19 protein-coding genes are annotated in these 23,013 nt (G+C 44.0%); 2 read left to right on the top strand and 17 right to left on the bottom strand.

The window, feature by feature from the left end:
- The first annotated feature begins 155 nt into the window (after positions 1 to 155).
- Positions 156 to 1,706, top strand: a complete 1,551-nt coding sequence (locus tag EYW48_RS06230) for an alanine/glycine:cation symporter family protein (RefSeq protein ID WP_053310387.1) — start codon at positions 156 to 158, stop codon at positions 1,704 to 1,706.
- A gap of 75 nt (positions 1,707 to 1,781) precedes the next feature.
- On the opposite strand, the gene EYW48_RS06225 is transcribed toward EYW48_RS06230, so the two are convergent.
- The 4 genes from EYW48_RS06225 to guaB form a co-directional block, all read right to left on the bottom strand.
- Positions 1,782 to 2,381, bottom strand: a complete 600-nt coding sequence (locus EYW48_RS06225) for a GPR1/FUN34/YaaH family transporter (protein ID WP_053310388.1) — start codon at positions 2,379 to 2,381, stop codon at positions 1,782 to 1,784.
- A 233-nt stretch (positions 2,382 to 2,614) separates the two neighbouring features.
- Positions 2,615 to 4,297, bottom strand: a complete 1,683-nt coding sequence (locus EYW48_RS06220) for a glycoside hydrolase family 19 protein (RefSeq protein WP_277432010.1) — start codon at positions 4,295 to 4,297, stop codon at positions 2,615 to 2,617.
- A gap of 253 nt (positions 4,298 to 4,550) precedes the next feature.
- Positions 4,551 to 6,104 carry a glutamine-hydrolyzing GMP synthase gene (gene guaA / locus EYW48_RS06215; RefSeq protein ID WP_053310390.1) on the bottom strand — a complete coding sequence of 518 codons (1,554 nt, stop codon included), beginning with the start codon at positions 6,102 to 6,104 and terminating at the stop codon, positions 4,551 to 4,553.
- Between the two features lie 218 nt (positions 6,105 to 6,322).
- Positions 6,323 to 7,786: an IMP dehydrogenase gene (gene guaB / locus EYW48_RS06210; protein ID WP_053310464.1), complete on the bottom strand. Its 1,464-nt coding sequence runs from the start codon at positions 7,784 to 7,786 to the stop codon at positions 6,323 to 6,325.
- A 229-nt stretch (positions 7,787 to 8,015) separates the two neighbouring features.
- Between guaB and xseA the strand changes: the two genes are divergently transcribed.
- Positions 8,016 to 9,347: an exodeoxyribonuclease VII large subunit gene (gene xseA / locus EYW48_RS06205; protein WP_274681600.1), complete on the top strand. Its 1,332-nt coding sequence runs from the start codon at positions 8,016 to 8,018 to the stop codon at positions 9,345 to 9,347.
- Between the two features lie 22 nt (positions 9,348 to 9,369).
- On the opposite strand, the gene EYW48_RS06200 is transcribed toward xseA, so the two are convergent.
- The 13 genes from EYW48_RS06200 to hscA form a co-directional block, all read right to left on the bottom strand.
- Positions 9,370 to 9,594: a zinc ribbon domain-containing protein gene (locus tag EYW48_RS06200; RefSeq protein ID WP_171980361.1), complete on the bottom strand. Its 225-nt coding sequence runs from the start codon at positions 9,592 to 9,594 to the stop codon at positions 9,370 to 9,372.
- A gap of 458 nt (positions 9,595 to 10,052) precedes the next feature.
- Entirely contained in the window at positions 10,053 to 11,537 is a 1,485-nt protein-coding gene (gene der / locus EYW48_RS06195) for a ribosome biogenesis GTPase Der (protein ID WP_053310392.1), read from the bottom strand.
- A 160-nt stretch (positions 11,538 to 11,697) separates the two neighbouring features.
- Positions 11,698 to 12,858 (bottom strand): outer membrane protein assembly factor BamB, encoded by a 1,161-nt coding sequence (gene bamB / locus EYW48_RS06190; protein WP_171980362.1) that lies wholly within the window; start codon positions 12,856 to 12,858, stop codon positions 11,698 to 11,700.
- 12 nt (positions 12,859 to 12,870) lie between these two features.
- Positions 12,871 to 13,485, bottom strand: coding sequence for a YfgM family protein (locus EYW48_RS06185; RefSeq protein WP_168786801.1), 615 nt, complete (start codon positions 13,483 to 13,485; stop codon positions 12,871 to 12,873).
- Positions 13,486 to 13,523: 38 nt separating this feature from the next.
- Positions 13,524 to 14,792, bottom strand: a complete 1,269-nt coding sequence (gene hisS / locus EYW48_RS06180; protein ID WP_053310395.1) for a histidine--tRNA ligase — start codon at positions 14,790 to 14,792, stop codon at positions 13,524 to 13,526.
- 24 nt (positions 14,793 to 14,816) lie between these two features.
- Positions 14,817 to 15,941: a flavodoxin-dependent (E)-4-hydroxy-3-methylbut-2-enyl-diphosphate synthase gene (gene ispG, locus EYW48_RS06175; RefSeq protein ID WP_274694931.1), complete on the bottom strand. Its 1,125-nt coding sequence runs from the start codon at positions 15,939 to 15,941 to the stop codon at positions 14,817 to 14,819.
- 8 nt (positions 15,942 to 15,949) lie between these two features.
- Positions 15,950 to 16,915, bottom strand: a complete 966-nt coding sequence (rodZ, locus tag EYW48_RS06170) for a cytoskeleton protein RodZ (RefSeq protein ID WP_176313478.1) — start codon at positions 16,913 to 16,915, stop codon at positions 15,950 to 15,952.
- A gap of 299 nt (positions 16,916 to 17,214) precedes the next feature.
- Positions 17,215 to 18,336: a bifunctional tRNA (adenosine(37)-C2)-methyltransferase TrmG/ribosomal RNA large subunit methyltransferase RlmN gene (locus EYW48_RS06165; protein WP_053310398.1), complete on the bottom strand. Its 1,122-nt coding sequence runs from the start codon at positions 18,334 to 18,336 to the stop codon at positions 17,215 to 17,217.
- Positions 18,337 to 18,562: 226 nt separating this feature from the next.
- Positions 18,563 to 18,988, bottom strand: a complete 426-nt coding sequence (gene ndk, locus EYW48_RS06160) for a nucleoside-diphosphate kinase (protein ID WP_053310399.1) — start codon at positions 18,986 to 18,988, stop codon at positions 18,563 to 18,565.
- Between the two features lie 67 nt (positions 18,989 to 19,055).
- Positions 19,056 to 20,351, bottom strand: a complete 1,296-nt coding sequence (gene pepB, locus EYW48_RS06155) for an aminopeptidase PepB (protein ID WP_176313477.1) — start codon at positions 20,349 to 20,351, stop codon at positions 19,056 to 19,058.
- Positions 20,352 to 20,546: 195 nt separating this feature from the next.
- A complete protein-coding gene (gene iscX / locus EYW48_RS06150) occupies positions 20,547 to 20,741 on the bottom strand; it encodes a Fe-S cluster assembly protein IscX (RefSeq protein WP_053310401.1) in 195 nt (64 codons plus the stop codon).
- Positions 20,742 to 20,798: 57 nt separating this feature from the next.
- Positions 20,799 to 21,137 (bottom strand): ISC system 2Fe-2S type ferredoxin, encoded by a 339-nt coding sequence (gene fdx, locus EYW48_RS06145; protein WP_053310402.1) that lies wholly within the window; start codon positions 21,135 to 21,137, stop codon positions 20,799 to 20,801.
- A gap of 11 nt (positions 21,138 to 21,148) precedes the next feature.
- Positions 21,149 to 23,002, bottom strand: coding sequence for a Fe-S protein assembly chaperone HscA (hscA, locus tag EYW48_RS06140; RefSeq protein WP_171980367.1), 1,854 nt, complete (start codon positions 23,000 to 23,002; stop codon positions 21,149 to 21,151).
- Positions 23,003 to 23,013 lie beyond the last annotated feature (11 nt).

The following is a 23,013-nucleotide window of genomic DNA, read 5'->3' as shown; positions in this document are numbered from 1 at the left end:
TAATTTTCATCCCATTAATAGCGTTTTGTGTTCATTGTCACGCTACTGATTATTTACAGATAAATAAATTAACAATTGAGTTACAAAAAGATTAATATGTCGTTCACAAAAACAAACACAACATCACTAAAACTACTAATAACAGGGAAATGCTTATGCAGTCATTTGTTGATTTTTTGAATGGGATAATCTGGAGTCCGGCATTAATTTATTTATGTCTTGGCGCAGGTTTGTTCTACTCGATTGTGACCCGATTTGTTCAGGTTCGTCACTTTTTTGAAATGTGGCGTCTACTTCTTTCCGGTAAAAGTTCGACTAAAGGCATTTCGTCTTTCCAAGCGTTAGCCGTTTCCCTTTCAGGTCGTGTAGGTACTGGTAATATCGCCGGTGTCGCTGCCGCTATCGGTTTTGGTGGCCCTGGTGCCGTGTTCTGGATGTGGGTGGTCGCATTTTTTGGCGCGGCAACGGCTTATGCAGAATCAACACTTGCGCAGATCTACAAAGAAGAAGATGAAGGCGAGTTCCGTGGTGGACCAGCTTACTACATCGAAAAAGCAATGGGGCAAAAATGGTATGCATGGATTTTCGCTATCTCAACCATTTTCGCCTGTGGTGTACTGCTTCCAGGTGTGCAATCAAACAGTATTGGTAATGCAGTAGAAGCCGCATTTGGACCAGGCCCTATTATTGAAACGGCAATCGGTACTTTCACTTTTGCTAAAATCTTTACTGGCACCGTTGTTTCAATCATTTTGGCATTTATCATTTTCGGCGGCGTAAAACGTATTGCAAGCTTTACCCAGTTTGTGGTGCCATTTATGGCATTGGCTTACATCATCACAGCATTTGTTATCATCTTGCTTAATATTGGTGAAGTGCCAAGAATCTTCGCAATGATCGTTGGTGATGCGTTCACACCAATGGCAGGCGTAGGCGCGGCAATTGGCTGGGGTGTAAAACGTGGTGTTTATTCAAACGAAGCTGGCCAAGGTACTGGCCCTCACGCAGCTGCGGCAGCCAGTGTTGATCACCCAGCTCAACAAGGCTTAGTTCAAGCATTCTCTATTTACATCGATACCTTATTGGTCTGTTCTGCTACCGCATTTATGATTCTTATCACTGGTGCTTACAACGTTCATGGTGGTGCAGAAGGCGTATTTTTAATTCAAAACCTAGCAGCCGATATCAGTGCCAACGGTCCGGTATTTACTCAAATGGCGATTGAAAGTGCACTTCCTGGTGTTGGTAAACCGTTTGTGGCATTTGCATTGTTCTTCTTTGCTTTCACAACTATCTTGGCTTACTACTACATCGCAGAAACGAACATTGCTTACATTCGTCGTACCTTCAAAGTTAACGGTTTGATGTTTGTACTCAAAGTCGTGATCATCGCTACGGTATTCTACGGCACGGTTAAAACCGCAAACTTAGCTTGGGCAATGGGTGATGTCGGTGTTGGCGTAATGGCGTGGCTGAATATCGTCGGAATCCTCATTATCTTCTTTATGGCTAAACCGGCGATGGCAGCACTAAGAGATTATGAAGAACAACAAAAACAAGGTGTAGAGGAATTCATTTTCAACCCAGTGAAGTTAGGCATCAAAGGGGCGACATACTGGGAAGGAAAATACAAGCGTAAGACAGGTAAAGCACCCACAGCAGAAGAAGAAGAGAGTTCAACCGTTCTTGAACAACCTTCAGCGTAAATAAAAAATAAGAAAGGCAGTGGAAACTAAAAGGGGTTAGCCGAAGCTAACCCCTTTTTTTATTTTGTATTTTAATTACGCTGCAATTTCTTGTGTAGCAACAACAGGCTCAGACGCTTTCTTCTCACCGATTGGCAAAATAACACGACCATATTCGTTGTTTAACACTTGTGCCATAGCGAAATAGATAGCACTAGCACCGCAGAAGATACCTTCAAAACCAGCAATCGTACCAATCAGTTCACTACCCGTGAAATCACGAGCAGCTAATAGAGCAAACAAAATGGTTAGTGAACCAAATACAACTTGCTTAGCGCGTGGGTAACACAGTGAACCAATGAACATGAAACCAGTGAAGATCCCCCAAAGAGCTAGGTACCAACCCATAAAGTTTGCAGGACTTGCAGGTAAGCCCATATATGGCATTACGATCAAGCCAACAAGCGTTAGCCAGAACAAACCATACGAAGTGAATGCCGTGGTACCAAACGTATCACCACGTTTAAAGCACATGATACCCACGATAACTTGGCTTAAACCGCCGTAAAAAATACCCATTGCTAGAATCATAGAATCTATAGGGAAAAAGCCTGCATTATGGATATTAAGCAGGATAGTCGTCATGCCAAAACCCATTAGGCCTAGCGGCGCTGGATTGGCCAATTTAGTAGACATTCGCGAGTACCTTAAAAAAAGTTGATAAAAATTACGCGCGGATTTTAGTGGAGGCAACACAAAAATGGAAAGAACATTAACGGAAATTAAGATTCCATTTTTAGCGATCAAATTGTTTAAAAAGCAAACAGCACGACCTTGGAAGATCATGCTGTTGATTTAACACATAAACTATATATTTGAGGTAAGCCAACACCGTAGCTGCTTCAAATAGAAAAGAGATAAATGAAAAGTTACTGGCAGTTCACTTCATCCCAAAACCAATTACTTTGCGTTGGTGTTTCCCACACTCCTGGATTATTTTTCGCGACAAAGCACTTTCCATTGTGCGTAACCTTATCTCCAGTTTTCGCTTGGGTTACTCCCGCTTGCCATATAGAGAAATCTGAACTTGGCGGTGTAGGCTCAGGTTCTGTCACAACTGGTGATTCAACTGGCGTAGAAGGAAGCGGATCTGGATTTGTGGGCACTGTAGCTTCACCGGATACCAATTTCCAAGGATCACCTTGAGTTGGCTCATTGCCTTGTGACCACCATTTAGCTTCATAGATCGCCCCTTTGTAACTGACTTTATCCCCAGTATTATAGACTTTTGCAGAGTCCCAAGCCGCGACACCACCTACTGGAGGTTCAGTTGGTATTTCTGGATCAATACTGTCAACCACTCGTACTTGTGGCCAATTAGCGTGCGAGCCATAGAAATTAGTGACACATTTCTCGTAATCTCCCGCGACTAGCGCAGAATATGCGGTTTGAAAGCCCACCAGCTCACATTCAAAGGAGTAGCCACCTGGGCGGTCTGAATAATATTTCCAATTGCCATCCCAGTTGGTATAGAGCACATCCGTCGCGCCATTAAGGTTAAGACTTCCATACGGTGTTTGTTGCCAGCAGGTATTTTTTTCGTCTGACTCCACAGGAATTTGATAATGATTGGCTAAGCCTTCCCAGTAACGAATTCGGTTAACAGGCTGACCTTTATCTTTATTCTGTTCACCACATTCAATACCACCATTGATCACATTGATGGTGGTGCCAAAACCGTATCCAATACCAGCGTCTGATTCACGTTGTGAAGGTGTCCAGGTTCGGTCAATCACATGTAACATGGCTGGCTTTGGTGCTTGAGGAGTTAAAAAGAACCAAATTGCCGACGCCAGGTTCAACCAAGAATCGGCAACTAAGCCTGGATTATTGAGTAATACTGTTGCGTCACCGTCAAACATCACTTCAGAAAACGCACCATAGTTGAAGTGATAAGAAAGTTGTTTGGCCCCACGGCCAAAATACCCTTGACCTGTTGCACATGGCCAACGTGCATTTTGCCAGTCGTTTTGACCACATCCGGTTGTATAACCACTTTGACCTTCAGACCAGCCCATTTCACGCACGTGAACTAACGCCTGTTGCCACTCTTCCAGTGCTAGTGGGTTATCGGAAACATTGTCTTTCGCGATATGCCCACCCGTCTCTTGAGAGAAATGAGCGAAAGCCGTCACAATCGATTTTTTACAGATGGCGTCGGAATCTCGCCCATCGGTGTACTCGCCACAAAAGGCAGGAAACTTACCGATAGCCCGCAAAAAGCGAGTGTACGTATATTCAGGAGCAGCCATTTGCGTAAGGAAATCCCATTCATATTGAGGAAATACTCGCTCGACTCGTTTTACGTTTTCCGGGTTAGCATCAAGCCCAGGGATGATTGCTTCAACTATTGTATTAGAGCGCGTTTTTAAGGCCTGAGCCCAAATCTGATACATAGGATCAGCGGTTTTCGCTTGCTCGGCAGTTTGAAGATCCGTTTTAGAAACGATGTAGCCCGCTGAATTTTCAGGGTCAGGTAAGATGGTGAGCGCATAACTGTTTGCCGCCAAAGTACAGCAAACGAACGTCGCTAAGTGCTTTATTTTCAACATATAACATCCTTTGTGTTACCAGTAGATATGACACTTACAATAGAGATAGACAGATGAACTACGGTAGTAAAAGTTAAAAGCACAGTGTCAAACTGCGACTGATTTCGTTGCGAGGAACAACCGTTACCTTGAGAAGACATTGACATTGGAATGCTTGTCGACAAACGAAAAAAAGCCTCAAAAAAATTTGAGGCTTTTAGAGATCAATCAACCTTTCATCAGGTTAAGTAAACAATGATGCAACTTCGGGGGATTATTCCCACTCGATAGTTGCTGGTGGTTTACCTGAAATATCATAAACCACGCGAGAAATACCATTCACTTCATTAATAATGCGGTTAGAAACTTTACCTAAGAAATCGTAAGGTAAATGTGCCCAATGCGCTGTCATGAAATCAATCGTTTCTACCGCGCGCAGCGATACAACCCAATCGTATTTACGTCCATCGCCCATTACACCTACAGAACGAACTGGTAGGAAAACAGTGAACGCTTGAGATACTTTGTTGTATAGGTCAGCAGCGTGTAGTTCTTCAATGAAGATAGCGTCTGCGCGGCGCAGTAGATCACAGTACTCTTTTTTAATTTCGCCAAGAACGCGAACACCAAGGCCAGGACCTGGGAATGGGTGACGGTAAAGCATATTATAAGGAAGACCTAGTTCTAAGCCGATCTTACGGACTTCATCTTTAAATAGCTCACGTAGTGGCTCAACCAAGCCCATTTCCATATCATCCGGCAAACCGCCTACGTTATGGTGAGATTTGATTACATGTGCTTTACCGGTTTTCGACGCTGCAGATTCAATTACATCAGGGTAAATCGTGCCTTGCGCTAGCCATTTTGCATTTTTCAGCTTTTTCGATTCTTCATCAAAGATATCAACAAAAACGTGACCAATAATTTTGCGCTTCGCTTCAGGATCAGACTCACCTTTTAGCGCGTCAAGGAAGCGTTGTTCCGCATTAACATGAATAATGTTTAGGCCAAATTTGTTGCCAAACATATCCATCACTTGCTCAGCTTCGTTTAAACGTAACAAGCCATTATCAACAAATACACACGTTAGTTTGTCGCCAATTGCGCGGTGCGCAAGCATCGCAACAACCGAAGAATCCACACCACCAGACAGGCCAAGAATCACTTCATCGTCACCTACTTGCTCTTTAATACGAGCAACCGCATCTTCGATGATAGATTCAGCAGTCCATAAACGCTCACAACCACATACGTTCAGTACGAAGTTTTCTAGCATTTTCAGACCATTTTTGGTGTGCGTTACTTCTGGGTGAAATTGCACGCCGTAGTATTTTTTCTCTTCATTTGCCATCGCCGCATAAGGACAAGTATCCGTTTGGGCAATTTTGGTAAAGTCGGCAGGGATCTCTACCACTTTATCGCCGTGACTCATCCAAACATCTTGAGTGGCTTCAAGGCCAGCAAACAGTGCAGAGTCACCGGTGACTTGAACGGCAGCATAACCAAATTCACGTTCATCAGAGCTCGCGACTTTACCGCCTAATTGCTCAGCCATAGTCTGCATGCCATAACACACGCCAAAGACAGGAACGCCGGAGTCAAATACGTATTGAGGCGCACGCGGAGAATTAGCTTCAGTTACACTTTCAGGGCCACCAGAAAGAATGATACCGTCTGGGTTGAATTCACGAATATCCGCTTCTTCTACATCCCAACTCCACAGTTCACAGTAAACACCGATTTCACGAACACGGCGAGCCACTAGTTGAGTATATTGAGAACCGAAGTCCAAGATCAGAATACGTTGGTCATGAATATTTTTAGTCATTTTGGGCAGTCTTATCGTTCACCTCAGCTAAGGATAATCTAAGTCATTCACGCCGACTTTCGATGCTACAATCAGCGTGAAAATCTAAAACTTGTTGATTTTCTTACCCTGAGCTGTGGTTATAGGTTATGAAAACGAGGCGAGTGTACCCGCCTCTCATCAATGCTTCAAGGAAAAAGCAAACGTTTACGTATGGTTAATTACTCTTTAATCAGAGATTAACCACGGCGGTAGTTTGGTGCTTCCTTAGTAATTTGAACGTCGTGTACGTGAGATTCAGCCATGCCCGCACCAGAGATACGTACAAATTCAGCTTTAGTGCGCATTTCTTCGATTGTCGCAGAGCCAGTTAGCCCCATGCTTGAACGTAAACCACCCATTTGCTGATGAACGATTTCTTTTAAGCGACCTTTGTAAGCGATGCGACCTTCAATACCTTCAGGTACTAGCTTGTCTGCTGCATTATCTGATTGGAAATAACGATCTGATGAACCTTGAGACATCGCACCAAGAGAACCCATTCCACGGTATGCTTTGTATGAACGGCCGTTATATAGAATCACTTCGCCCGGCGCTTCTTCAGTACCAGCAAACATTGAGCCAACCATGACACAAGATGCACCAGCAGCAATCGCTTTACAGATATCGCCAGAGAAACGGATGCCGCCATCAGCAATCACAGGAATACCATACGCATTTGCAACTTCGGCTGCATCTGAAATAGCGGTAATTTGAGGAACACCAACGCCAGTAACGATACGAGTGGTACAAATAGAACCAGGACCAATACCGACTTTCACCGCGCTGACACCCGCTTCGATAAGCGCTTTAGCACCTGCACCTGTTGCCACGTTACCACCGATAATATCAAGTTCAGGATAAGCTGCGCGAGTTTCACGAATACGGTTCAATACACCTTCAGAATGACCATGAGATGAATCAATAAGAAGTACATCCACGCCCGCTTCAACCAATGCTTTTACGCGCTCTTCATTACCCGCACCTGCACCAACAGCGGCACCAACACGCAGGCGGCCTTGCTCGTCTTTACATGCATGAGGTTTACGTTCAGCTTTGTGGAAATCTTTTGCTGTGATCATACCAGTCAATTTGAATTGATCATTCACCACCAGTACTTTTTCAACACGCGCTTTATGCATACGTTCTTGTACTTCTTGGCGTGACGCCCCTTCTTTTACCGTCGCTAAGCGCTCTTTTGGCGTCATCACAGCTTCAACTTTTTTCGTTAAATCAGTAACGAAACGAACGTCACGGCCAGTAATGATACCAACCAGTTCATTGTTATCACTCACTACAGGGAAACCAGCAAAACCGTGTTTCTCAGTTAAATCCATAACATCTTGAATCGTAGCATCTGGGCGAACTGTTACAGGAGCTGTCACCACACCCGCTTCGAAGATCTTAACAAGACGAACTTGCTCTGCTTGTTGTTCGATAGACATGTTTTTATGGATAAAACCAATACCACCCTCTTGTGCAAGAGCGATCGCTAGACGAGCTTCCGTCACTGTATCCATTGATGCAGAAATCATTGGGATGTTCAGTGCAATGTTTTTGGTCAGCTGAGTACGAAGATCGGCTGTGTTTGGGAGAACGGTGGAGTGTGCTGGCACGAGAAGTACGTCGTCGAATGTCAGCGCTTCTTTGGCAATTCTTAGCATTTGCAATATCTCACAATTAAGAGGAGTGAATAAAAGGTCAATCCAAGTTGTTTCATTCAACCTAATTAATCATTAAAAAGGAAAAGTGATTTGGATTTGATATTGCGGACGGATTATACGCCCGAGGCAATCGCTTGACCACTCATTTTTTTATTTTTTATTTGCATTTCACATCTTGATATGTATTATCTTTCCGCTAATTTCCATACCTTCGTCTAGGGGATTAGCCTTGTCTTCTCTGGCCAACGAAAATATCTACACTGTCTCTCGTCTAAATGCTGAAGTTAGACTACTTCTTGAAAATGAAATGGGAATTGTGTGGCTGGTTGGTGAAATATCTAACTTCTCCTCTCCAGTTTCTGGCCACTGGTATTTATCACTCAAAGACTCCCGCGCCCAAGTTAAATGTGCCATGTTTAAGGGCAGCAATCGCTTTGTCTCTTTCAAGCCTAAAAATGGTCAGCAAGTTTTAGTTAAAGCACGCCTTTCCCTGTATGAACCTAGAGGTGACTACCAGATCATCATCGAAAGTATGCAGCCAGAAGGAGACGGTCGTCTTCAGCAAGAATTTGAAAAACTGAAAATGCAATTGGCCGCCGAAGGTCTGTTTGCTCAATCCAATAAACGTCCGTTACCGGAAAATCCAAAATGCGTAGGCGTCATCACATCTAAAACTGGGGCGGCTTTATTCGATATTCTTGATGTACTCAAGCGTCGCGATCCCAGCTTACCAGTGATTGTCTACCCCACCATGGTGCAAGGTGAACAAGCCGCGATACAGATTGCACAAGCCATCGGCAGAGCTAATGCGAGAGCAGAATGTGATGTATTGATTGTGGGAAGAGGCGGCGGTTCATTGGAAGACTTATGGTGTTTTAACCATGAGATCGTAGCACGCACTATCGCTGCTAGTGAGATTCCGATTATTAGTGCTATAGGCCATGAAATTGATATTACAATTGCCGATTTCGTTGCTGATGTTCGAGCACCAACTCCTTCTGCGGCAGCAGAATTGGTCAGCCGTGATAATAGCCATAAGCAACAAACATTTACTAGCTATCAGCACAAGCTACGTAGTGCAATACGCCACTACATAAGCCAGCAACAGCAACAAGTAAATGCTCTTAATTACGCATTACAAAAGCAGCACCCTAATTACCGCTTACAACGTCAAACACAGCTGCTTGATGAAACACAAATGCGCCTTCAACGTGCTATGAGCTCTTTTATCACTCGTAAGCGACAACATGTAAATGAGCAATTTCATCAACTGCAATTGCACTCTCCTATTCAAAAGCTTGCTCAACAGCAACATAGATTGGCGAAAACTGAACAAAAGCTGCTTGATGTGATGGATAGAAAGCTGTTAACCACTCGCCATAAGCTTGTGCTAGCCGCTGAAAAATTAGATACGGTTAGCCCATTAGCCACCTTAAAACGTGGTTACTCCATTACTCAAGATCAGCACGGTAAGGTTATCAGCCAACCTTCAGATGTAAAAACGGGCGATCAACTGATCACCCGTCTTGCCGATGGCGAAATTCATTCTATTGTGAACTGATGTCCGAAACAGTACAAACCACCTAATCTTGTGGCTTGAACTCAAATCGAATTTTCGATTTCGATTTGAGTTCATTGCACTGATTACAGAAATAATTAGCCGCCCCACACGCTTGTAGCTTTTCTAACTCTGATTCACAGCTAGGGCAAAAACCTACTTTATTGAAATGTTTTTCACACTCACTACAGTGATAACGACCATCCCATTCTAAGGGCTTTGTGCAGCAAGGGCACAGGTTCTCATTCATATCAAAATCCACTTAAATAATGTATTCGTAAACTATGCTCCAAGATAGCGTCATTGTCGACATTGATCCTCATCACAATACTTTAATCAATGTGTATATCCTCTTTCGAATGGCACTATGATCACTAAAAGATCTCAGCCTGATCATTTGCTTTATCTACTCTGATCAGCGATCTCCCCTCAAAAGAACATTTATATAACCACACACCGAAAGCATAAGTTACATATCCTGCATTTGGATTTTTAGCGATATAAAATATCGTTATTTGTTTTTATACTCACCATGTAAAGAACTAATGAAAATGATCTTTCACTCTACACGACTCAGTAAGCACTGCTTAAAAATTACTCTCAGTACTATTCTCTGGACGCTTTTCATTTAAGTGAAGTGTATTCGTTCTACTACAGATAAAAAAATACCCAAGCCTTGGCTTGGGTATTTTTTTATCTAATAAAGGGTTACTTAGTACGACCTTTCATCATCGTCATAAGGCGTTTGCGCTTGCGCTCTTGAGACAAGGTTAACTTATTAGTCTTACCCTCAAATGGGTTGTCGCTGCTTTGGAAGTGAATACGAATTGGCGTACCCATAATTTCCAACGATTTACGGTAATAATTCATTAAGTAACGTTTGTATGAATCTGGTAGTTCGTTAACCAAGTTACCATGTACCACAACGATTGGCGGGTTATAGCCGCCAGCATGTGCATATTTCAGTTTTACGCGGCGACTACGTATCATTGGCGGTTGGTGATCATCCGTTGCCATTTTCAATATCCGCGTCAGTACAGAAGTGCCAACACGAGTTGTCGCAGATTTGTACGCTTCTTGCACTGATTCAAATAAGTGACCCACACCAGTGCCATGCAGCGCGGAAATAAAGTGGATACGAGCAAAATCGACGAAACCTAGACGACGATCCAACTCTTTCTTTACACGCTCTTTTACGTCGTTATCAAGGCCATCCCACTTATTGACAGCAAGAACAATTGAACGCCCCGCATTCAGTGCAAAACCAAGTAAACTTAAGTCTTGGTCTGAGATATTTTCACGTGCATCGATAACCAATAGAACAACGTTTGCATCTTCGACAGCTTTCAGTGTTTTAACTACCGAGAATTTTTCTACCGTTTCATTAATGCGAGTACGGCGACGAACACCTGCGGTATCAATCAATACATATTCACGCTCATCACGCATCATTGGGATGTAGATTGAATCGCGAGTGGTTCCTGGCATATCGTAAACCACGACACGCTCTTCACCAAGAATACGGTTAATCAATGTTGATTTACCGACATTAGGACGACCAATGATCGCAAGCTTAATCGGTTGATCTTGAAGACGTTTAAACTCTTCTTCCGCTTCTTCTTCCGTGTAATCAAGCTTTTCTTCAACATCTTCAAAGTCAGTGAGATCTTCGATATCACCTTTCGCCAATTCAATCATCTCTTCTGCGAAAGGATTCAACGCACGATCAATCAAAATACCAACCCCACGCCCATGTGCAGCGGCGATCTGATACATCTGATCAACGCCCAATTTCCAGAATTCAGCACATGCAGCATCAGCATCAATACCATCTACTTTGTTCACGACAAGGATGGCACGTTTCTCAATTTTACGCAGATGTTGTGCAATAACTTCATCAGACGCTGTCAGACCTGCGCGGCCATCAACCATAAATAGCACGACATCGGCTTCGTCAATGGCAGCTAATGATTGCTGTGCCATTTTGGTCTCAACACCTTCTTCACTGCCATCAATACCACCGGTATCAATAACGATAAATTCGTGTTCACCTAATTTCGCTTGGCCATATTTACGGTCACGCGTTAAACCAGGGAAATCCGCTACTAACGCATCACGAGTGCGAGTTAATCGGTTAAACAGCGTAGATTTACCGACATTCGGACGCCCAACAAGAGCAACAACAGGAACCATAACAACCTCTACAAATATATTCACTTATGTAGTTATAGGTAAACACTTGCTAGCAAGCGCGAAATTTTTACCTATAACCACATCACTTTATTTCATTTATCTCAACAAAACGGCCCCTAACTGTTACCAGCCAGGAGCCGAATGTGAATTATATCACGATTTATTTTTTAATCGTCAGTTTCTTTACATTGCCACTGCGGGTAATGATCACGTAACCATCGGTTACCGCTAAAGGACCAACAGCAAATCCACTGCTATCGACTAATTGCTGAGCAACAAATTCACCACTGCTACGATCAATCCAGTGCAAGTAACCTTCATTATCGCCCACAACAATGTAGCCATTAATAATAGACGGTGCTGTTAACAAGCGGTTTTCTAGCTTGTCATTGCTCCATAACTCGGTTCCACTACGGGCATCAACAGCAGCAAGGTGATCTTTATCAGTCACTACGAATAGACGTCCACCATCACTTGCCATATCAGTTGATGAAGAGTAGTTACGCTTCCAAGCTGGCTTGCCTGAACGAAGATCGATCGCAATTAACTGGCCATTGAAACCTACAGTGTAAAGCATACCGCCGATCACAATGGGTGACGCATCGACATCAACCAACCGGTCAATTTCGGTCGCGCCTTTAGGCATACCAACAGGCTGCTGCCAAATCAATTGACCACGCTCTACAATGGCGGCCGCTAATCGACCACTTGCCGTGCCCCAGAATACACCACCAGAAACCGTAACCGGTTTGCTATCTCCACGCAGAGTTAAATTAGGTACTTCAGTACTGATTGCCCACTTCTGCTCACCGGATTCTTGATCTAAACCGATCAGAGTGCCACGGCTGGTATTGACAATAACAATGTTGTTATCAGCGGCTGGCGCAGCGAGTACCTCACCATCCACTTCAACTTGCCATGCAAGCTCACCCGTTTCTTCATCAAGAGCAATCACTACACCATTTTCACTGCCAATGTAAATTTGGCTATAAGCGGCAGTGATACCACCAGACAAACGCATGCTGCGATCTTGTTTTAGGTCGGTTTTCCAAAGCTCTTTGCCGCTTTCAGGATCGAGCGCTTTAACTAAACCATCGCGACTTGCAACAAAAACTTTGCCATATGCATATTCTGGAGACAACTTTGAGAAGTAGTGACCAACACCATCACCAATAGAAGCACTCCATTGAGTCGTCGGTGTAAATTCACTCGATACCACTGGCACGGGGGCCATGATCACGGTATCTTCTTCGCTAGCACATCCTGCTAGTGCCCCTAGCACCACAGCAGCAACGAGCACTTTGTTGAACAACTTTTTCATCAACTTGTGCCCTTATTTGGCTAAATCATCAAGTTTCATTTGCAATGTTTGACTTGCATCATTAGCTTGTTGAGCCTCGGTATAAGCTGCATAAGCTGCATCGACATCACCTTTACGCAATGAGATATCACCTCGAAGCTCAGCAATACGCCCAGACCAATTTTCATCGCTAATCGTTGTTAACTCAGCAAGAGCAGCATCATAGTTGCCTTGCTCAGATTTAATACGCGCAACACGGTAAGTTGCAAGTGGAAGAATCGCAGCGTCTTTAGTATTTGCTTTTGCCCACTCAAGCTGTGCAAGTGCTTCATCTATCTGTCCTGCTTCAACTTGAACTTTAGCCAATTGCAAAGCGGCTAAAACTGAATATTCTTTGCCTTTATTGTTATCAATAAAACTTTGAACATTGCTTTCAGCATCAACGCCACTAGCGCTCAATGCCGTAACCATTTTGGTGTAACTTTCTGAAGCGGCTTCTTGCGCAGCGGTTACGCTGTCTTGGTAATAACGCCAACCGAATAGGCCACCTAAACCAATAACAGCCCCAAAGATCACCGCTTTACCGTTCTCTTTCCACCAATCTTTTATCGCTTCAACTTGTTGTTCTTCAGTATCGTAGAGTTCCACTTCCTGTCCTCTTTAAAAGATGTCTCAAATACGCTTGCTTATACAAGGTGTTCTAGTTTGCTCGCGACTTCAGTTTGAGAAATCGTAATTTGTTCGCCACCGGTTAGATCTTTCAGAACTACCGTGTTTTCTGCCACTTCGTTCTCGCCGAGAACAAGCGCAACAGCCGCACCGACTTTGTCAGCACGCTTAAATTGTTTTTTGAAATTACCACCACCGAAGTGGGTCATGACACGTAGCCCCGGAATTTGACCACGTAATTGCTCCGCAAGCTTCATTCCCGCCATCATAGTGCCATCACCAGCACTCACCATGTAAACGTCAACGCTACGACGAACTTCTGTCAGCTCTAGTGTTTCCATCATCAGTACTAAACGTTCTAAGCCCATTGCAAATCCAACGGCTGGTGTCTCTTTGCCACCCAGTTGTTCCACAAGGCCATCGTAACGACCACCACCACAAACCGTACCTTGAGCACCTAAACTTTCGGTGATCCACTCAAATACGGTGCGGTTGTAGTAGTCTAAACCACGAACCAAACGTTCATTAACTTGGTATTCGATGCCTGCGGCATCAAGAAGTTCACACAAACCTGCAAAATGTTGTGCAGATTCCGCATCTAGATATTCAGATAACTTTGGTGCATCACCTAAAATAGCTTGAATGTCTGGGTTTTTGGTATCAAGAACACGCAACGGATTGGTATACATGCGGCGTTTAGCTTCTTCATCCAATACTTCTTGATGTTGCTCTAAATACGCAATCAACGCCGTGCGATAATTAGCACGAGCCTGTAAAGATCCAATAGAGTTCAGTTCCAAACGCACGTGTTTGTCAATGCCCAGCTCACGCCATAGACGCGCTGTCATCATAATCAATTCAGCGTCAACATCTGGGCCATTTAGCCCAAACACTTCCACACCACATTGATGGAATTGACGGTAACGTCCTTTTTGAGGACGTTCATGACGGAACATTGGTCCCATGTACCATAGACGTTGTTCTTGGTTGTACAGTAAGCCATTTTCGATACCAGAACGCACACAGCCAGCGGTACCTTCAGGACGCAACGATAAACTGTCGCCATTGCGGTCTTCGAACGTGTACATCTCTTTCTCAACCACATCGGTGACTTCACCAATAGCGCGGCTAAATAGATGTGTCATCTCAACGATTGGCATACGGACTTCATTGTAACCGTACGCACTGATCACATTTTTTACTGTACCTTCCACTTTTTGCCACAGTGGAGATTGCGTTGGGAGGCAGTCGTTCATGCCTCGAATTGCTTGAATAGTTTTTGCCACAATACTTACCGAAATGTCGTGAGATTAATTTTGTTCGATTTGAGTTACGTCGATTCGATTCTTTTCATCAAGAATGGACGCTTTAGCACGAATCTTAGCTTCTAATTGATTAACGAGATCGTCATTATCAAAACGTTCTTTCTGGCGTACACCATCTTCATAGAAGGCGCTTTTCTTATTACTTCCCGCCAAACCTAAATGGGAAACTTCCGCCTCACCAGGTCCATTCACAACGCAACCGATAATAGAAACATCCATTGGTGTAATAATATCTTCTAAACGTTGCTCAAGTGCGTTCACGGTGGAAATCACATCAAATTCTTGACGAGAGCAGCTAGGACAAGCAATAAAGTTAATGCCACGAGAACGGATACGCAGCGATTTCAAAATATCGAAACCGACTTTGATCTCTTCAACCGGATTTGCTGCCAGAGAAATACGCAGCGTATCACCGATACCTTCCGCAAGCAGCATACCTAAACCAACCGCCGATTTTACCGAACCGGCTCGCGCGCCACCGGCCTCGGTAATACCTAAGTGCAGTGGTTGATCAATTTTTTGTGCTAACAATCGATAAGAATCAACGGCTAAAAAGACGTCAGATGCTTTTACACTAACCTTAAACTGGTCAAAATTGAGGCGATCTAAGATGTCGACGTGGCGCATGGCTGATTCAACCAACGCCGCCGGCGTTGGTTCACCGTATTTCATCTGGATATCTTTTTCTAAAGAGCCACCATTCACACCAATACGGATCGGAATATCATAATCACGAGCACAATCGACAACCGAGCGAATACGCTCTTCGTTGCCAATATTACCTGGGTTGATACGCAAACAATCAACACCGTATTCCGCCACTTTCAAAGCGATACGATAGTCAAAGTGAATGTCTGCTACTAATGGCACATTCACTTGCTGTTTGATCAATTTAAATGCTTCAGCAGCATCCATCGTTGGCACAGATACTCTTACGATATCAGCGCCTACATTTTCTAACGCTTTAATTTGCGCGACCGTCGCCGTCACGTCTGTGGTGCGGGTATTGGTCATCGATTGTACGGCAATAGGTGCGCCATCACCGATAGGCACATTACCGACATAAATGCGCGTCGAAGCACGACGCTTAATTGGAGACTCGTATTGCATAGTATTTTCTAAGGTAAGGTGAATCTAGCGACTTTGCCGGAAGTATACCCAGAAAGGTCGACAGGTTCACTCGCAAATGTCATTGAAACGCTCTCAGGGGCACCCAAAATAATCTGTAGTGGTGCTTCGCCCGTTAATGTTACTGTCTGTCCTGCTTTTTTAATGCCGGTCGACAAGGTTTTACCGGATGCGTCTTTTATTTGAATCCAGCAATCAGCATTAAATGATAAAGAAAGAGGAGAAAAGCCAGTATCCACTTGACTGGTATTTTCTGGGTTGCTGGCTGAAATTGGCTCTGCTTGCGCTTCCACTACATTAGGCTCTGGTTCAACAATATCTTCTTCAGATGACGGGATCAGCTCAGCAGTTTGAATGTCCACTTGCGGATCTGACGCCACCTCTTCATTGCTGTCAGTTTCTGACACTAATTCAGAAGCTGTAGTAAACTGATCATCAGTGACACGCTCGACAGGAACAGATGCCATATCTTGATCAAGAACAGAAACAATAGGCTCATTGTGTTCTAAAAGTTCCGTTTCCTGTTGTTGGTTTTGCCACCACCATAGTGATGATATGCCGATCAAAATTGCAAAAATCCCCCAAGTGAGGGTCATGATACGGCTATCGTGTTTCTCTCGCTTAGTCTTCTTTGAGAAACTTTGCATTGGTTGTTCGCGAGGAATGGCTGGATAACTATCTTCGAAAGCAGCCAATATTTCTGACTCTTTGATTCCAACTGCTTTAGCGTACGAGCGCAAATAACCGCGAGTAAAGGTCGCAACCTGACCATCTGGAAAATGGTTTTCTTCTAAATTTTGAATAATCGAAAGACGTAAACGTAATCGATCAGCCACTTGTTTTTGAGTTAAGCCCAACGCTTCGCGTTTTGCCTTCAATAAAGTGCCTGGTTTTACGGTGTGATTCTCTACGGTAACTTGTTCTTGTTCAGTACTCATCCGCTTTTTACATCTCATTATGTTATGGCTTGAACGGCACAATCATCACTTTTTTACTTGTTTTTTAGTAGCAACGAATTAGGCGCATTCCAGCGGTGTAAAAACTTTGCATTAATTTATGCAGGCGATTTTAGAAATAGCTTTAGCTTGATGAACAATTCTAATGGATATTTGATGTTAAACAACATCGCTTTGGGAAAGAAATTACTGACAGGTCAAGATTTTTCATTAAATTGACCTCAAAATGAGGTTAAATCATTTCAAATGGTAAAAATGAACAAAGCCAGAGAAATCTCTAGCTTTGCTTAGGGTGTTATTTAAAGCGCTTTGACAGCAATCACATCACCGTGCATTTGCTTAATTTTTGTTCGCTTAGTACGGTCAATCACGTCTCCCACTAGCTGCCCGCATGCTGCATCAATATCATCACCGCGAGTCTTACGTATTGTTACCGTATGCTCGTACTGCATTAATGTTTTTTGGAAGCGGTCAATGCGTGAGTTGCTTGGTTTTTTATATGGTGAGCCAGGGTATGGATTAAACGGGATCAGGTTAATCTTGCACGGCGTGCCTTTCATTAATTGAGCCAGTTCATGGGCGTGATCCATGTCGTCGTTGACATGATCGAGTAAAACGTATTCTACGGTCACTTTTCCACGGTTTGCATTGGAAGAGGCAATATAACGGCGTACCGATGCTAAGAAATCTTGAATATCCCAACGATCATTGATCGGCATAATTTCACTACGCAGCTTATCATTTGGCGCATGCAAAGAAATGGCTAAGGCGACATCAATTTGCCCCGTCATTTGATCTAAGCCAGAAACCACACCAGACGTCGATACCGTTACGCGGCGTTTTGATAACCCAAAACCGAGATCATCCAACATAATTTCTAACGCTGGGATCAAGTTTTTCATGTTGAGTAATGGCTCACCCATTCCCATCATGACAACGTTAGTGATAGGACGACGGCCAGTTTCTTTTTCCAAACCGATTTCACGTGCAGCACGCCAAACTTGGCCAATGATCTCTGACACTTTTAAATTACGATTGAAACCTTGTTGAGCGGTTGAGCAGAATTTACATTCTAATGCGCAGCCCACCTGAGATGAAACGCACAGTGTCGCGCGATCTTCATCGGGAATATATACCGTTTCAACATCTTGATCGCCAACACGCATTGCCCACTTGATAGTGCCATCAGAAGAGTGCTGTGCTTCAGATACGATAGGAGCGCGAATTTCACATTTTTGCTGTAGCTTTTCACGCAACTTCTTATTGATGTTTGTCATGCTCTCGAAGTCATCACAACCAAAATGGTAGATCCACTTCATTACTTGATCAGCACGGAATGCTTTTTCACCAAGTTCCTCAGCAAAAAAATGACGCAGCCCCTTGCGATCAAAATCGAGTAGATTGACTTTTTCAGTAGCCATGTAGCCTCACAGAGATGGAAACAATAATTAAGGGCGCGAATTGTACAGCCTTTAGACATCTACAACAAGGGGACTAAAACCACGAGTTTCTTAAGGCCATAATATCTCACCAGTAAAATTGAGGGATGAATTTTATCGACTCAATGCCAACGCTGTAAAAACAAAAAATCCGCAGTACGTAGGGATACTGCGGATGATGTTCTATTTAAATGCATGACAAGCAAGATTAGCGAGGGCAGATTTCTGATTCAGGGAAGAAAAAAGCAATTTCGCGCGCTGCTGACTCAGGGCTATCACTTCCGTGTACCGAGTTATAACGCATACTTAATGCGTAATCAGCACGAATAGTGCCGCAAGCAGCCTCTTCTGGGTTAGTTTTACCCATCAGTTCACGGTAACGAGCGATGGCATTCTCTCCTTCAAGAACTTGAACCATAATCGGTCCTGAAGTCATGAATTTGGTCAGATCAGCGAAGAAGGCTTTGCCTTCATGTTCAGCATAAAAGCCACCGGCTTGCTCTTGATTCAAATGCAACATTTTTGCGGCAACAATACGCAAATCCGCTTTCTCAATACGGTGATAAATTTCACCAATCAAATTACGTTCTACTGCATCGGGCTTAATGATAGAAAAGGTTCTTTCTAGAGCCATAAGGTTGTCCTTCTACTTTTGTTTTTTTAGTTATAATTAGCGGCCAACATACTTGACCGCCTCAAAATTATTTGGCTTGGTCAGTTAAGATACGAGCTAGCGTGCGCACGCCCATTCCCGTAGCGCCTGCCGCCCACTTGTCACTTGATGATTTGCGGTAAGTACCCGCACAATCAAAGTGCAACCAGCCTTTCTTATAATCTTCAACAAAGTAAGAAAGGAAAGCGGCCGCTGTACTTGCGCCTGGTGAATAATCACCAGAGCTGATATTAGAAAGATCGGCAAAACTGGAAGGTAGCATGCTGCGGTGGAAATCAGCCAAAGGTAGTGGCCATAGCCCCTCTTTTTCCTGACTTGCCGCAGTAAGTGCTTGATGTGCTAACTCGTCATCAAAGCTCAGTAGCGCGTGGTAATCATTACCCAACGCATTTTTCGCTGCGCCCGTTAGTGTCGCACAATCGATAATCAGTTCTGGTTTTTGTGCATCGGCGAACATCAAGCCATCAGCAAGCACTAAACGGCCTTCCGCGTCTGTGTTCATAATTTCAACGCTAGTACCATTTTTATAAGTGATAATATCACCCAGTTTTAGTGCACGACCTGACACCATGTTTTCCGCACAGCAAAGGATCAACTTCACTCGCTTATTGAAACCACGCATGATCGCCAGACCTAGGCCGCCGGTAATAGTACCAGCCCCGCCCATATCCGCCTTCATGGATGTCATGAAATTTGATGGCTTGAGGCTATAGCCGCCAGAATCAAAAGTAATTCCTTTGCCCACTAGACAAGCAAATACAGGAGCATCTTCCTTACCCGTTGGGTTGTAATCCAACTGCAGCATTGCCGAAGTACGCTCAGAGCCGCGCCCGACAGCATAAATCCCTTCCCACCCTTCAGTAAGAAGATCTTTATCTTTCACAATACGGTAGGTGACATGGTCCGGTGCCAGTGACTTGATAAATTCAGCGGCCATCGTCGCTAACTGACGAGGTGCTACTTCTTCAGCACTTTTGTTGATGATATCACGCGTCCATTCAGTCGCTTTGATGCGATACTCTAGCTCTGCTTGCTCTTGCTCAGCCAGTGGTTGCCACTCTAATGTGTTAAGTTTTTTCGCTTCACGGTAGCCTTGATGGAATGCCCAAATGCTTTCGAGATCCCAGCCCTCACCTTGTAAACTGATGGCTCTGATGCCTTGCGAATCCAACTTACGTGCTGCACGCTGAACAGTTGCGACATCGTGCAAACCTTCGATTACATGAATCGTTACGCCATTTTCTGAAAATGACAAAATCGCCTTGTCTCCCCACTGAGGCTGGGCAGCTTCTTGGCTAATAAATACAGACATCTTTGTAGACATGGTTTCTCCTTGCCTGGATATGGCCTTACCTGTGCCATTACGATTAAATAACGAGAGGATGTTAGCATTTTGTAGGGTTAAAATGTCAAGTTGATAAAAAAACGGACCATAAGGTCCGCTTTTTTTAGCAAGAATTGTTAACTCGGTGATGTTTTACCAAATTACCATAGCGTTAGCGATGGGATTAAACAAACATTAGTCGATTTCTTCCATCCAACATAAGATGATGGCTTCTAAGATTTTTTCGTTAGAACGGTTCGGTTCATCATCAAATTCATCCAGTTCCATTACCCATTGATGTAAGTCGGTAAAACGTACATTTTTAGGATCGACATCTGGATACAAATCACATAGCTCAATCGCAATATCGCGAGAATCTGTCCATTTCATCTTATTGCCCTTATTTAATCAAGCACTGGCGTAAGCGGATTGCCCACGCCGCGCTTACTAGTGATCTTCAGAAGCAAGGTTTAGCGTGTACTTGGGAATTTCGACCACTAAATCTTCACTACAGACTCGAGCTTGGCATCCAAGGCGAGATTCTGGCTCTAGACCCCATGCTTTATCAAGCATGTCATCTTCCAGTTCATCACTTTCATTCAGTGAATCAAACCCTTCACGGATGATGACGTGACAAGTTGTACAAGCGCATGACTTTTCACAGGCGTGCTCAATAGCGATTCCATTTTTCAAAGCGACATCAAGTACGGTTTCGCCTGTTTTTGCTTCAAGTACGGCACCTTCAGGGCAAAGATCTTCATGAGGTAAAACAATAATCTTAGGCATAATTTTTCTCTTTAAATATCGTCCACAGACTGGCCAGCCAATGCCGCGCGAATCGACTTATCCATTCGACGTGCAGCAAAATCTTGGCTAGCTTTGTCTGTATCTTTAATACCTTGCTCAATGGCATCGGCACTTTCACCATTGCGTAGTGCAATTAACGCTTCAATCGCACCAAGTAATTGCTGTTTTTCACTTTCTGTAAGAAGCTCATCGCCATCAGCATGCATCGCTGAAATAAGCCCTTCAATGACGCGGTCAGCTTCAACTCTTTGCTCTGCTAGTACACGAGCTTGCATGTCTTTTTCAGCAAACGCCATTGAGTCTTTAAGCATGTCTGCCACTTCGTTATCACTCAAACCATAAGAAGGCTTAACTTGAATTTCAGACTGAACACCAGTGCTCTTTTCCATTGCTGTGACGGATAGCAAACCATCAGCATCCACTTGATAAGTGACACGAATATGAGCAGCACCCGCGGTCATCGGTGGAATACCTTTTAAAGAAAAACGCGCTAATGAACGGCAGTCATCGACCATCTCACGCTCACCTTGCACGGTATGAATAGTCATCGCCGTTTGGCCATCTTTAAAAGTAGTGAATTCTTGAGCTCTTGCGACTGGAATCGTAGTATTGCGTGGAATGATTTTCTCGACCAATCCACCCATGGTTTCGATACCCAGTGAAAGCGGGATAACATCAAGCAACAGCATTTCAGAGTCAGGCTTGTTACCTACCAAAATATCCGCTTGAATAGCCGCACCAATCGCCACGACTTCATCAGGGTTAATGCTGGTCAGTGGTGTACGACCAAAAAATTCACCGACTAAATCACGAACTAAAGGCGTACGAGTTGATCCACCGACCATCACCACTTCTAGCACTTCATCGGCATCAATTTCAGCATCTTTCAAAGTACGACGGCACGACAATAATGTTTTCTTAACCAGTGGTGTAATCAGTTGATTAAACTCTTCACGCGTAAAATGCCCGTCCCAGCCTAATACCGAAACATCAACACTGGTTGTATCCGACAACGCTATTTTGGCCGCGGTAGCCGCATCCAGTAACGTGCGATTTTGCTCTGCACTTAATGGTGAAGACAAGCCGATTTGTGCTTGTAAATGCTCTGCAATTAAATGGTCAAAATCATCACCACCTAATGCAGAATCTCCGCCAGTTGCCAGTACCTCAAATACGCCTTTAGACAGTCGTAAAATAGAGATGTCAAATGTGCCACCACCTAAATCGTAAACAGCGATAACGCCTTCTTGAGCGGAGTCTAGACCGTAAGCAATGGCAGCTGCCGTCGGCTCATTGAGCAAACGAAGCACATGCAGACCAGCAAGATTAGCCGCATCTTTGGTTCCTGCACGCTGGGCATCATCAAAATAAGCCGGTACAGTGATGACTACGCCAGCCAGCTCACCACCTAATGATTGTTCAGCACGTTTAGCCAATGACTTTAGAATATCAGCCGATACTTGAATCGGATTTTTATCACCCTGCGCCGTTTGCAAAATAGGTAAGCCATTGTCACTGGCTTTAAAGTGATAAGGTAAGGTTGGGTAGCGCGCTTGAATATCAGTCAATGAGCGTCCAATCAAACGCTTCACAGAAATAATGGTGTTAGCAGGATCACGTTGTGCTTTTTCTCTGGCAGCATCGCCAACCAAGCTTGTTTCTGCCGTGTAATGCACAACTGAAGGCAGAATACTACGGCCTTGCTCATCAACAAGCGTTGTCGCATCACCGCTTCGAACGGAAGCGACTAATGAATTGGTCGTACCAAGGTCAATACCTGCCGCAAGTTTATGCTGATGCGGCGCGGAGCTTTGACCCGGTTCTGCAATTTGAAGTAATGCCATTGATTGGTCCT

Source organism: Vibrio sp. 1180_3 (genome assembly GCF_029478545.1).
GTDB classification, from domain to species: domain Bacteria; phylum Pseudomonadota; class Gammaproteobacteria; order Enterobacterales; family Vibrionaceae; genus Vibrio; species Vibrio aestuarianus.
This window is presented reverse-complemented; position numbering and strand designations above follow the sequence as displayed.